We start from the raw sequence: 12601 nt of genomic DNA on the forward strand, positions 1-12601 counted from the left end.
GGTGACCCCATCCGTGGGAGCCCGGTCGTGGCGATCGCCGGGTTCGACGATGCGATGATGGTGTCGGAGCGCGATCGAGATATTCGTCCGACCTGAAGGGCCTTCCCGCGATGCAGACCAATCGGCTCGTATTGTTCACCCTCGGTATCGGGCTCACCGGTCTGGCGGCGTGCGGTTCGGGCGGCGACGGCGGACGGATAACCGAGTACGGACCGACTCCGTCGAGTGCCGCGCCGACGACGAAATGCGGGGTCGACCTGACCGCGCCGGTGATCGGTTCGGCCATCACGACGCTGCCCGTCGATCCGATCACCAAGGTGCCGTGGTCCACCGATCCGGCCGGATTCGAGGGCACCTTCGATCCGTGCGTCACCCTATCGTCGGTGATCATCACCATCGAAGGTGCGACGGGCAGCTCACCGAATCAAGTGCTGCTCTTCCACAAAGGCGAGTTCGTCGGCACGGCCACGCGTGCGAGTCTCGGGTTCACATCGCTGGATCCCGGGCGCACCACCGATGACACCGTCGCAGTGACCTATAAGACGCCCGGAAGTTGCAACGCCTGCTCGGACGGCACCCTGACACCGGTGCAATTCCATTGGGATGGAAAGCAAGTCCAGATGATCGGGACACCACCGAAATAGCCTCGGTCTCCTGATCGCATCATGCGATCCAGCGCCGCGCGCACCACCAGCGGAGTCGACGCGTCGAGTGGACACCGACCACTTGCCCGAAGCATCGCCGATCGTCTCGGACTGCCGAAGTAGCCGCCGACTCAACTCGCGGCACCGAGCGGGACGTAGCCCACGAGGATGTCTTCGGAGTCGTCGACGGCTCGGATTTGCACCCGCCGGGGGCCCGAAGGTCGCCGGTGCAGACCGCAGTACCCTCACCCAGCGTGGTTGCGCCGATTACCCGGTGCGATTCGTCGACCAGGCCGTGGATCGGCAGGTTGTTCCATATGGCTTCGGCGAGTCTGCGAGCGCATCCGACAAACCGAACGGACCGGATCTACGGGATATTCGCCAATAGGTTGCTATGGTCGTCGCGCTGTCGATCGGGCGATCTTGTCTACATGCTGCGTACCAGTCGAGAAGGGATCACGTGTGTCCGGGCATGGAGTGGCGACTGTGCTTATGCGTTCGGTTCGATTGGCGACCGTTGTCGCCGCCGTGGCGGCACTGGCCTCGGGTGGCGGTGGCTCCGCGACCGCCGGGCAAAGCATCGACAGCACCCTCGGTGAGCGGTGGACCGCGATGCACGACGGCCCACAGGAGTACGCCGATGTCCAGATCGACTGGGATGTTCCGATTCGCATGAGCGACGGCGTCATACTCAAGGCCAATGTGTATCGGCCCGTCGATGCGGCGAAGAAGGTGGTCGACAAGCCGTTGCCGACGATCGTGAACCTCACGCCATACACCAAACTCATGAGTAATCTCATCGATTCGGCATTGGCCGCGCCCGGACTGCGCCCGTTCACCATGGATATGGTCCGGCGCCTGAATCTGTCCGGCACGCCGATCAGTGGATTCGGTGATCTGATGCACGCACTCGACGGCGGCATGATCCAGACCGTACTCGGCATCGACCGCAATCTCATTCGCAGCGGGTACACGCTGGTGGTCACGGACGTCCGGGGTACCGGCTTCTCCCAGGGCAAGTGGAACACTCTCGGCGCGCGCGAACAGTTGGACACTCGCGAGGTGATCGACTGGGCGGCGAAGCAGCCGTGGTCCAACGGCAGTGTCGCGATGAGCGGCGGCTCCTATGCCGGCATCAATCAGCTGCGTGCGGCCGAAAACGCCCCTGCCGCATTGAAAGCCATCTTCCCGGTGGAGGCGGGCAGCGATCTGATGCGTGATGTCGTCGCGCCGGGTGGCGGTGTCGGCACGACCTTCCTGCCGCTGTGGCTGAACAATGTGAACGAGTCGAAGCTGATTCCCGACGTGCAGTCGATGCTCAACGGCACCTTCGACTGGAAATGGCTCCAGTCCAGATTGGCCGATCCGGCAACCAATTCCGATCTGCTGGCCCAGGCGCTACTCACCCCGACACTGGACCGGGTGCCGACGACACTGGCCGCCGCACTCGACGACGACAGTGATTTCCGGCAGGGGATTCTGGGGCATCCCGACCGAATTACGGTGCCCACCTTCATGTATGGCGGCTGGCATGACATCTTCGCCAACAGTGCGTCGAAACTCTACAACGTGATTCCGCTGCCACAGGCGAAGAAGCAGTTGCTGATCGGCGATACCTATCATGCGAATCCGGGAGCGGGTACGGGTGCGGTCGGTGCCCCACCGCGGCTCGATGTTCTGCAGCGAGCGTGGTTCGACAAGTGGCTCAAGGGCATCGATAACGGCATCGGCGACTTCGGGCCGATCACCCTGTGGGAGCAGGGTTCGGGCTGGAAGACCTTGGGGCAGTTCCCGGAAAACAATGTCACACATCGCCGTGTCTATCTGTCCTCGGCGTCCAGCGGTACCGCCGAGCACGCGGTGCACGACGGATCATTGTCGGCGACGAAGTCGAATGAGCGCATCGCGCTGCAGATCGCGCCCGGGATAACCATGGCGTGCTCACGTGATGCCGCGCAGGGCTCGGCCGGAATCGCCGCGCCATTCGATATCTGCGCCAAGGACTCTCGCGTCGCCGAGAGCAATGGACTGACCTTCACCAGCGCGGAGATGAGTCAGCCGACGGTGATCTCGGGCCCGATCAATGTGCACCTCAATGCGGTACACGATGCGACGGACGGTTATTGGGATGTCACCGTCAACGATGTCTCGCCCGACGGTACATCGACCGTATTGACCACCGGCCAGCTCACCGCCTCGTTGCGCGCGGTGGACGAGGCGAGAAGTATGCGCTCGGCGAGTGGTGATTACACCGCGCCGTTCAACCCGATCACGCTGGCGAGCCTGCAGCCCGTCGTGCCGGGAATGCCCGTGACACTGGACATCGCGGTCATCCCGACCCAGGCCGTGCTGCTGCCCGGCCACCGGCTGCGGGTGGATGTGTTCGCCGGAAACGCGCCGAAGGCATTGGCCTTCCGGCCCATGCTCAACAACACCGAGCTCAAACCGCAATACCTGCAGCTCGATCCGGATGCGCCGAGCTTCGTCAACTTGCCGACGAACGTGCCCATCGGCTGACATTCGAAGACAGCGCCAGGCCGTTGCGTTGGTCCGCTCCCAGTCGCCCATTGTTGGCACCGGCATGGAGCTGCGTGCCGCCGGCACCCCGGTGGACATCATTCCGAACACCCACGGTGTGCCGCGTCGTATCAACATCGGCCAGACATTCCGGAGCCGGGCATTCCGGAGTCGTTCAAGGTGCTCCTGAGGGAGCTCCAGTCGCTGTGGCTCAACGTGGAGGTACTGTCGTCCGACGGCGCCGCCATTCGAGATGGGCGGCGCCGACGACGACGGTATCTATCGGGCGGCGGCGAATCTGGGCCTGTCCCGCAACGCCGCCACCGTAGACGACCTACAGCTGTGACATCACCTCGGCCGCAATGAGTTCGAGGTGCGCCAGATCGTCGAGATCGAGGATCTGGAGATACACACGTGACACGCCGATTTCGGCGCGGCGGGCGATCGTGTCGACGACCTCCGCAGGTGAGCCCACGAGTCCGTTGGTCTTCAGTTCCTCGACCTCGCGGCCGATGGCGGCGGCCCGGCGTGCCACCTCCGCATCGGAGGAGCCGACACAGGCGATCAGGGCATTGGAGTAGATCAGATCGTCGGGGCGGCGCCCGCGCGCCTCGGCGGCGGCGCGGACCCGGTCGAACTGACGGGCGCTGTCCTCGAACGAGGCGAAGGGCATATTGAATTCGGTCGCGTAGGTGGCGGCCAGGCGCGGGGTGCGCGTCGCACCGTGCCCGCCGATCAGCACCGGCACCGGATCCTGCACCGGCTTCGGCAGCGCGGGGGAGTCGGTGACCTGGTAGTGCGTACCGTCGAAGGTGAACTTATCGCCCGCCTTCGTCGCCCACAGGCCGGTGATGATCGCCAGTTGCTCCTCGAACCGAGTGAACTTGTCGTCCGGGAACGGGATGCCGTACGCGGCATGTTCCGCGGCGAACCAGCCGGTGCCCAATCCGAGCTCGACCCGGCCGCCGGACATCTGGTCCACCTGGGCGACCTGGATGGCCAGCGGTCCGGGCAGTCGGAAGGTGGCGGCCGTGACCAGGGTGCCGAGCCGGATGCGCTTGGTCTCCCTGGCCAGCCCGGCCAGGGTGATCCAGGCATCGGTCGGGCCGGGCAGACCATCGGTGTCGCCCATGGCCAGATAGTGGTCGGAGCGGAAGAATGCGTCGAAACCCAGATCCTCGGTGGCTTTGGCGACAGTCAGCAACGTGTCGTAGCTCGCACCCTGCTGCGGCTCGGTGAAGATGCGTAGTTCCATGCCGTCCATCGTGCCCGAGATTGATCTTTTCGGCCGCGTCGGATGCGCCGTCGCATATCATCGGCCGGTGGTAGGCACGGTCGAATCGGAATCGTGGACGCGACCGCTGATCCCGCCGAACTGGTCCGCGAGGCGGTGACGCCTGGGAGTCGCGCTGACTCAGGTGTTCGTGCGTCGTCGCACCCTCCGGGCGGCCAGCCAGCCCACACCGAGAACGAGCAGCGGGATGAGCAGCAGCAGCGGTACCGTCGCCGCACCCGCGAGCGGATGCAGCCAGCCCGCGATGCTATCGCATATCGCGTCGATCAGGGTGCGAGCCAACGCCGCCACTGGCGAGTGCTCGTTCGGTCCGGTGCTGGCATGGTCCGGCCATCGATTCACGGCCAACACCCTACGACATGGAATCGGTACATCCGGTAATTCCGCGGTCGGACATTCAGCAATATCACAGCCGCGGGCTGGCATCGTGGAGGTATGACGAATCGCTGGCTACCGATATGGGGCATCGCGGCGCTGACCGCGGCGGTCGTCGGCATCACCGGCAGTGTGCTCGGGCACGACGGCATAACCGCAATCGATCAGCCGGGGACCGATTGGGTGGTCCAGCGGCGTACCGGGCTGGTGACGCCGGTCGCGAAGTGGGTCAGCGACTTGGGTGGCACGCCGGCTATGACCGCGCTGGCAGTGCTCCTGTGTCTCGTGCTGGCCTGGCGTCGGCGGTGGCCGGAGGCGGTGCTGGCCGGTGTCGCCACCGCGGGTGCGGGCGTACTGGTCGTGGTCGGCAAACATGTCGTCGGACGCACTCGCCCGCCCGCGGCGGACCGGCTCGTCACCGAGACCAATCAGGCATTTCCGTCCGGTCACAGTCTCGGATCGATCGTGGTGATCGGACTCCTCGCCGCAGTGGTGCTTGTGCGATTGCACCGCCCGGTCGCCCGCCGCATCGGCATGACCGTCGCGGTGGTGTTCGTGGTGGCGGTTGGTCTTTCCCGCTGGTATCTGGGTGTGCACTGGCCGACCGATGTGCTCGGCGGCTGGTGTATCGGCGCGTTGTGGCTCGCACTGTGTCTGGCGGCGTACCGGAGTTATCGGGTCGGCAGGGCCGGTGCGACGCAGGTACCGCCGGAGACATCGGGAATGCAGACACCCGCGGCTTCGGACAGCAGCAGTGCCCCGCCGACCAGCGCCGCCGCCGCGATCGCGCCGAAGACGAATACCCACAGCAGCGCGGGGATATGAGTGAGCCGGGCGAGCTGATCGGCATCGGAGTCCGCGCTCTGCGGCATATTCCAGTGGCGGACCCGTCCGCGCTGCAATTCGATCACCGGCCGGGTGCCCGCGAGCAGTAGGAACCACGCGCCGAGATAGGCGAAACCGGCCTGCACCGTATCGGTTCCGAACCAGGACACCGCGAAGACGATGGCGCCCAAGCCGAATACCGTCAGCAATCCGTAGACGTTGCGCACCTTGATCAGGACGGCAGCGAGCAGGGCGATCGCGGTCCAGAGCATGAGGGTGATGCGGTTGGCGCCGAGCAGTGCGGCGAAGCCGAGACCGAGCAGCGGTGGCGATGGATAGCCCGCCATCGCGGTCAGAATCATGCCGAGGCCGTAGGGTTTTCCGCTCGATACGGTCAGGCCGGACGTGTCGGAGTGCAGCGTGATGCTGTTGAGCCTGCGGCCGGTGAACAGCGCCGTCAGCGCATGGCCGCCCTCGTGCGCGATGGTGACCACATTGCGGGTGATCCGCCACAGCGGGCTGTATCCGACCATGATCAGCGCGGCGGCCGCGGTCGCGAGGACCAACCACCATGGTGGTGCGGCCTGGGTTGTGGTGAGCCGGTCGGCGATGGAGGCGCCGCGCTCGACGAATTCCGCTGTTTGCACCGCCGCACCTTAACCGGCCGTGGCGAGCTGCGCTGAGTCGTCTCGAGCCGGTCAGGTGGTGACGAGCTCGCCGAGATCCGCCGATCTGCGGGCGGCATCGAGCAATCGCAAGGTCGTGACAGCGTCGCGCGGGTCGACCGGAACGGGTGCGCCGTCCAGGAGTGCGGCGGCCATACCGTCGTAGAACGCGGGGTAGTCGCCCGCGATCGTCGGGACTGGTTCGACAGCCGGTTCCGCGCCCAGCAAACCCCACCGGTCGGATGCGAGCGTGCCCCAGGGACCGTCGCCTGGGCGCAGGCCCGACCGCAGCGCTTCCTCCTGCGGATCCAATCCGTAGGTGAGGTAACCCGCTGTGGCGCCGAGCACTCGGAATCGAGGCCCCAGCTGCGGTGTTACCGCGCTCATCCAAAGCTGCGATCGCACACCCGAGGTGTGGGTGAGTGCCACGAAGGCGTCGTCATCGGTCTGGATATTCGGCCGCCGTCGGTCCAGTTCGCCGTATACCGTACGCACCGGGCCGAACAGCGTTACCGCCTGATCGATCAGATGACTGCCGAGGTCGAACAGCAGTCCGGCGCCCTCGTCGCCGGAACCGACCTCGCGCCAGCCGCCCTTCGGCACCGGACGCCACCGCTCGAATCGCGACTCGAAACGGCGGACTTCGCCGAGCCGTCCATCCGCGATGAGCTGGCGCACCGTGAGAAAGTCGCCATCCCAGCGCCGGTTCTGAAATACCGATAGCGCCAGCCCGGCGCGTTCGGCCCGCGTGATCAGATCCTCGCCCTCGGCCACGCGCACCGCAAACGGTTTGTCGACGACCACCGGCAGCCCGACGTCCAAAGCCTGCCGAGCCAGCCGCGCATGTGTCGCGTTCGGCGTCGCGATAACGACGAGATCGATACCGGCCGGTTCGGTGAACAATTCCTCCGCACTCGCCAGCACCCGCACCCCGGGATGCTCACGCCGCGCCTGCTCCGCCCGCTCGGGCGAGCCCGTGACCACCACCGCCACCCGCATCCTCGGCTGCGCGGCGATGAGCGGCGCATGGAACACCGACCCAGCCAATCCGTACCCGACTACGGCGACTTGCAGGCTGCTCATCGCTGCGAGGCTACCGGTGAGTCCGCCGCGGGAGGTTTCTCGGGGCGCGGGCGAACATCGCGGATGTCGATATGCGCTCAGAACGAATGGTCGCAGGTCCGAAACTCGTAGTGCTGGCGAAGGAAAGGAACGCGGACACCAAGGGCACATCTCTTGACTTGTTGTTGCGACAACAGATACTGTTGTCGCAACAACAACTGATGTGGATCAGGGAGTGTTTCGATGTACGTGATTTACGAAGAAGTCGTCATCGCCGGTGAGATCGAAGCGATCTGGCGGGTTGCCACCGATGTGGCCAACTGGCCGTCCTGGGATCCGCACGAGGAGAAGGCTCGGATCGATGGGCCGTTCGCGCCGGGCACTACTGGGTGGGTGAAACCCAAAGGTGCACCTGCTGGTCCGTTCACCATTACTGCCGTCGATTCGGGGCGTTCGTGGACCAGTGAGGCCGGGATTCCATTCGGCAAGATCCGCGGTCACTACACCTATGAACCGCTCGGCGACGCAACGGTGCGCGTCGCGAAGCGGATGGAGGTGCACGGCCCATTCCGGCCGATCTTCCGGCTGATCTGGGAGCGCGGCATTCGCACCGATATGCAACTGACCATCGCGGCGCTGGAACTCGAAGCGCGACGGCTGGGGTCCGAACGTGGCTGAGCCGCAAGGCCCGCTGATGAGTCCAGGCTTTTGGCTACATCACGCCGCGCTGGAATGGCGCGCCACCGTCGAACGCAACCTTCGCCCGCTCGGCCTCACCCTCACCCAATTCAACCTGCTCGCCTCGGCTGGTTGGCTCGGCAGACAGGGGGAACCACCGACTCAACAACAGGTGGTGGATATGGCGGGTGCGGACCGCATGATGGGCTCTCGCGTAATCCGCGTCTTGGAAGACCGTGCACTCCTTGCCCGCCGCGCGGACCCCCACGACGCCCGAATCCTTCGTATCGAAGTCAGCCCCGAAGGTCGTGCCCTCGCCCGCCGCGCCATCCGCATCGTCGTGGACACCGACGAGAAAATCTTCGGCCCGGACAGCGATGCGCTCCGCGACCGCCTCAAATCGATTGCGGCACAACGTATTGTGAATTGAGCACACCGGTTTCATCTGCCGGATAACGCCTCCCGTGACCATTTTGGACAGATGATCACCATGCATTGGTGTTGTTGGTCGCTCGGCCGATGGCCCAAGAATGCATGGTGATCGCTCGACCGAATGTGGCGATGGGTTTTCCGTGTCCGCCCGCCAGTCGCCACATCGTTTGCGGCGATACCTCGGTGGCGCGACCCGCAATTGATGATCTCCGTGGACGGGTAGAGGGGGATTCGACGAGTGGTGCCCGCTATCCCGGCAGTGATCATCATCGTGATTCCGGGCCCAAATGTGCTTTCTGTATGACCGCTCCGGCTGCAGACCACGTCATTCCTTTTGCTGATGTGTTTCTCTCGGAGTTTGCTGATGTGTCAGGATCTCGCCGCGGCCAGCGCGTAGCATCTCCGATGCAACGAATCCCGGTTTGCCGGGCGGGTGCCCGGCGGAGAGGAGATCTCGTGAAAATCTCGGTCATCGGCACCGGCCTCATCGGCTCTCAGGTGATACGCGAACTTACCGAGGCCGGACACGATGCGGCCGGGCATTCCCGCTCGACCGGCATGGACCTGCTCACGGGCGACGGGCTCGACGAGGCACTGCGCGACGCCGAGGTCGTGGTGGACGTGGCCAACTCACCGACTTTCGACGAGGCCTCCGTCGATTTCTTCCGCACCTCGGTGCCGAATTTGTTGGCTGCGGCGCAGGCGGCGGGCGTCGGGCACATCGTGACGCTGTCGATCGTCGGTGTCGACCAAGTGCCCGGCCTCGTCTACTACCAGGCCAAGGCCCTGCAGGAAGATCTGGTCAAGGCCGGGCCGATCCCGTACTCGATCGTGCACGCCACCCAGTTCATGGAGTTGGTCGTCGCGGCATTGGAGTGGACCACCGATGGTGATGCCGTGCGCTTGCCCAGCACCCCTATCCAGCCCATCAGTTCCGCCGAGGTCGCTGCGACCGTCGCCGACGTGGCTGTCGGCCCTCCGCTACGCGGTACCCGCACCATCGCGGGTCCGGAGATCTTCACCCTCGATGAGTTGGGCCGCATCGTTTTGGCGGCCACCGGGGACCGCCGCCACGTCGTCACAGACGAGACCGCCGGCCTATTCGCCGCGGTCAAGGGCGACGCACTCATCGCACCCGAGGGCACCCGCCTGGCCACCACCCGCTTCCGCGACTGGCTGTGGTCGCGCTGACAGCGGTGGGAGGCAGCGCGATGGGTATGGACCGACCCCGCCCCAGGAAGGAGTCCCATGCGTACCAACTGAGGTTTACGCGCGGTTGGTGGTATTCCAGAAGCCGATCCACAGCGCGCCCCACCAGCAGGCTTGAGAGATGAGCAGCGTGAGCGCACCTCGGGCGATCAATGGTCGGTCCAGGATGCCGCCGCGGTCCGCGACGCGGTCGGTGAAGGCGGATGCTTGTATGCCGTTCAGGGTCAGAGCACGGTCCGGATCGCGAATCCGCGCCGGGTATGCGTCCCACCCATCAGTGCCGTCATCGGCCCCGTCCCACATCACGGCCCTGCATTGTCGATCCTTACTCGCACAACTCACCCAACCTGGTTAAGCTTAGGCAAGCCTAATGCTAGTGGCTCCGATTTCGGTCGAGATCGACAGGGGGCAGTCAGCGCCCGGGTATGGCGGTGTACTCCTGTTCGGGTCGGCCGGTGGTGCCGTAGCGCAGGCGCATCTGGATGGTGCCCGCGGCGACCAGGGTGGCGAGGTAGCGCTGGGCGGTAGCACGAGAGATGCCGATGGCGGCAGCCACCTCGGCGGCGGACAGGGGTGCGGTGGCCTCGAAGATAGTATGCAGGACAAGGTCTTTGGTGGGGGAGGCGATGACGGTGGCCGCGGCGGGCGCCGAGGTCGGGCGCAGCGCTTGGAGTGCGGCTTCGATGGCCGCGTTGTCGACCTGTGGTGCGGCGAGGGTACGGCGGTAGCGGGCATATCCGGCCAGGCGGGCCGCGAGCATGGTGTGCGGGAACGGTTTCACCAAGTATGCGAGTGCACCCGCGGCCAATGCGGCTCGGACGGTGGCACTCTCCATGGCGGCCGTCAACACCATCGCGTCGCAACGTAATTCGCGCACCAGATCGATACCCGAACCGTCGGGTAGGTACACATCGACCAGCGCCAGGTCGATCGTATGGGCGGCGTTGAGTTCGCGTGCGCCGGCCAGGGTGGTCGCGGTACCCGCGACGGTGAAACCCGAGATGGATTCGACGATTCCGGCGTGCAGATTGGCTACGCGGAAGTCGTCATCCACCACCAGCACGGTCAGATCTGTTGCGGCCATGGCATTTCGCTGTCTACGAGTACTCCGGGGATTCGGGCGATGAATTCGGCGCCGGTGAGCGGCGGCGCACCACCGCGCGCAGTGGCGAGCCGGACATCGCCGCCGTGCGCACGGGCGATCTGGCGGATCAGCGCTAGGCCGACACCGCGCCCACCCGGTACGCCACGATCCTCGCGGGTGGAGGTGCCCTCGGTGAACAAGGTGTCGATCATTATCGGCGCGACACCGTCACCGCTGTCCGCGACGGCGATGTGCAGTGTCGAATCCTCCTGCACCAGTTCGACTTCCACCTGCTTGGTGGGATTGTCGGCGATGCGCGCCGCCTCGATCGCGTTGTCGAGCAGATTGCCGAGCACCGTGGTGACATCGACGGGTTCGGCGAGATTGCCGTCCACCCAGGTATTCGGTCCGAGGACGAGTTCGACGCCGCTCTCGCGCGAATGCGCCGCCTTGGCCGCGAGGAACGCCTGCAGATACGCGTCGTTGATCGCATCGATGCCGGGCGTCGCGGCACCGAGTGGCCCCGCGCCGATCAGCTCATCGATGACATGTGACGCCTCCTCGGTGCGCCCACTGTGCAGCAGGCCGCTGAGCAGGTGCATTTTGTTGGAGAACTCGTGGCGCTGGGCGCGCAGCACGGTGCTCATCGACTGCACCGCGTCGAGTTGGCGGGTCAGTGCCTCGACGTCGGTGCGATCGCGCACGGTGAGTACCGCTCCGAGATCGCGTCCCTCGCGCGTGACCGGTCGGGCCGCGACGACGACGATATGCGAACCGATCGTGGCGGGGGTCGGTTGTTCATCGAGTGCACGGAAAACCTCCAGCACCCGTGGCGTCAAACCGATCTCGTCGACCGGCCGGCCGATATCGGCGCTGATGCCGAGTAGTCGCCGCGCCTCGTCATTGACAAACGTTGTGTGCCAAGCGGAATCGACGGCGAGCACACCGCGGCCGATGCCGTGCAGCACCGCCGCCTGACCTTGGACGAGCTCGGCCAGTTCGGCGGGTTCGAGTCCGAGCGTCAATCCACGCCACCGCCAGGCGAGAAATGCCGAGCCGGCGATGCCGATCAAGAGCGCCGCAGCGATCAAAAGTGCCGCGGTGCGTAGATCGGAGAGCAACTGCCCGCGAATCGCGGTGGTCGAGATGCCGACGCTCACCGCACCGACAACGCGAGTCGAATCGAGTTCCACCACAGGTACTTTCGCACGCACCGACGATCCGAGCGTGCCGCGCTCCTTGACGATCACCTCCCGGCCCGCCAGCGCCTCCGAAGGATCGGTACTCACATGTTCGGTCAGCCGCGCCTGGTCCGGATGCGCCAGCCGGATTCCGGCATCGTCGGTGATGACCACGAACAGCGCGCCGGTGCGCTGTGTCGTATCGATGGCGATCCGCTCCAACGGACCTGCGCTCAGCTCCGGACGCAGCTCGGGTGTCACCGTGCCCGGCGCGTACCGGGCGACCTCGGTACGCACCACCGGCTCGGCGGCGATGCTGCGCGCGATGGCCAGCGCGCGCTGTCCGTACTGATCATTGAGCCGTCGCTCGCTGACGTAGCCGAATACCGCGAACGCGGCGGCGAGGGTCACCGTGACGATCACGATCTGCAGCAGCAGCACCTGGGTGCGCAACCGGAAAGGTCCGGTCGCGCTCCGTCGTGCTCTGCCGTCGTTGGCCATTTCCGCAGCATAAACCACGCGCACTGGCATGAGCAGAATGCGCACAACCTTCGAATCGGTCGTTTGCCGCCGGTTGTGCGCACAAGCCTGGACGTGTGACTCGGCCCACGTAGGTTCGCTCTACCTGATCCGCT

12 protein-coding genes and 2 pseudogenes are annotated in these 12601 nt (G+C 65.5%); 7 read left to right on the forward strand and 7 right to left on the reverse strand.

Annotated elements, in window-relative coordinates:
* The first annotated feature begins 110 nt into the window (after window positions 1–110).
* From ACW2Q0_RS05285 to ACW2Q0_RS05295, 3 genes and pseudogenes are all read left to right on the forward strand, one after another.
* Entirely contained in the window at window positions 111–644 is a 534-nt protein-coding gene (locus tag ACW2Q0_RS05285) for an LppP/LprE family lipoprotein (protein ID WP_457186718.1), read from the forward strand.
* Window positions 645–1136: 492 nt separating this feature from the next.
* Window positions 1137–3161: a CocE/NonD family hydrolase gene (locus ACW2Q0_RS05290; RefSeq protein WP_457186720.1), complete on the forward strand. Its 2025-nt coding sequence runs from the start codon at window positions 1137–1139 to the stop codon at window positions 3159–3161.
* 144 nt (window positions 3162–3305) lie between these two features.
* A pseudogene (locus tag ACW2Q0_RS05295) lies at window positions 3306–3507 on the forward strand (hypothetical protein); the annotation flags it as partial.
* Here ACW2Q0_RS05295 and ACW2Q0_RS05300 read toward each other — a convergent pair.
* Window positions 3496–4416, reverse strand: coding sequence for an LLM class F420-dependent oxidoreductase (locus tag ACW2Q0_RS05300; protein ID WP_457186722.1), 921 nt, complete (start codon window positions 4414–4416; stop codon window positions 3496–3498). The pseudogene ACW2Q0_RS05295 and the gene ACW2Q0_RS05300 sit on opposite strands and share 12 nt — an antisense overlap.
* A 159-nt stretch (window positions 4417–4575) precedes the next feature.
* On the reverse strand, window positions 4576–4797 hold the full coding sequence (locus tag ACW2Q0_RS05305) for a hypothetical protein (RefSeq protein WP_457186724.1): 222 nt from the start codon (window positions 4795–4797) through the stop codon (window positions 4576–4578).
* 288 nt (window positions 4798–5085) lie between these two features.
* On the opposite strand from ACW2Q0_RS05305, the pseudogene ACW2Q0_RS05310 reads away from it, so the two are divergent.
* Window positions 5086–5484, forward strand: a pseudogene (locus tag ACW2Q0_RS05310) (phosphatase PAP2 family protein); the annotation flags it as partial.
* Between the two features lie 17 nt (window positions 5485–5501).
* Here the strand turns inward: ACW2Q0_RS05310 and ACW2Q0_RS05315 are convergent.
* Together ACW2Q0_RS05315 and ACW2Q0_RS05320 are read right to left on the reverse strand one after the other, a co-directional pair.
* Entirely contained in the window at window positions 5502–6302 is an 801-nt protein-coding gene (locus tag ACW2Q0_RS05315) for a M50 family metallopeptidase (protein ID WP_457186726.1), read from the reverse strand.
* Window positions 6303–6353: 51 nt separating this feature from the next.
* Window positions 6354–7403: a Gfo/Idh/MocA family oxidoreductase gene (locus tag ACW2Q0_RS05320; RefSeq protein WP_457186728.1), complete on the reverse strand. Its 1050-nt coding sequence runs from the start codon at window positions 7401–7403 to the stop codon at window positions 6354–6356.
* 222 nt (window positions 7404–7625) lie between these two features.
* On the opposite strand from ACW2Q0_RS05320, the gene ACW2Q0_RS05325 reads away from it, so the two are divergent.
* The 3 genes from ACW2Q0_RS05325 (at window position 7626) to ACW2Q0_RS05335 (ending at window position 9683) form a co-directional block, all read left to right on the forward strand.
* Window positions 7626–8060 carry an SRPBCC family protein gene (locus ACW2Q0_RS05325; protein ID WP_457186730.1) on the forward strand — a complete coding sequence of 145 codons (435 nt, stop codon included), beginning with the start codon at window positions 7626–7628 and terminating at the stop codon, window positions 8058–8060.
* Window positions 8053–8490, forward strand: a complete 438-nt coding sequence (locus tag ACW2Q0_RS05330; protein ID WP_457186732.1) for a MarR family winged helix-turn-helix transcriptional regulator — start codon at window positions 8053–8055, stop codon at window positions 8488–8490. The genes ACW2Q0_RS05325 and ACW2Q0_RS05330 overlap by 8 nt, the downstream gene beginning before the upstream one ends.
* Window positions 8491–8948: 458 nt before the next feature.
* Window positions 8949–9683, forward strand: a complete 735-nt coding sequence (locus tag ACW2Q0_RS05335) for an SDR family oxidoreductase (protein ID WP_457186734.1) — start codon at window positions 8949–8951, stop codon at window positions 9681–9683.
* 75 nt (window positions 9684–9758) lie between these two features.
* On the opposite strand, the gene ACW2Q0_RS05340 is transcribed toward ACW2Q0_RS05335, so the two are convergent.
* The 3 genes from ACW2Q0_RS05340 to ACW2Q0_RS05350 all read right to left on the reverse strand — a co-directional run bounded on the left by ACW2Q0_RS05340 (window position 9759) and on the right by ACW2Q0_RS05350 (window position 12467).
* Window positions 9759–10007 carry a hypothetical protein gene (locus ACW2Q0_RS05340; RefSeq protein WP_457186736.1) on the reverse strand — a complete coding sequence of 83 codons (249 nt, stop codon included), beginning with the start codon at window positions 10005–10007 and terminating at the stop codon, window positions 9759–9761.
* A gap of 106 nt (window positions 10008–10113) precedes the next feature.
* Window positions 10114–10785: a response regulator gene (locus tag ACW2Q0_RS05345; protein ID WP_457186738.1), complete on the reverse strand. Its 672-nt coding sequence runs from the start codon at window positions 10783–10785 to the stop codon at window positions 10114–10116.
* Window positions 10767–12467 (reverse strand): ATP-binding protein, encoded by a 1701-nt coding sequence (locus ACW2Q0_RS05350; protein WP_457186740.1) that lies wholly within the window; start codon window positions 12465–12467, stop codon window positions 10767–10769. Before ACW2Q0_RS05350 ends, ACW2Q0_RS05345 begins: the two co-directional genes overlap by 19 nt.
* Window positions 12468–12601 lie beyond the last annotated feature (134 nt).

It is taken from the genome of Nocardia citri (assembly GCF_054065835.1).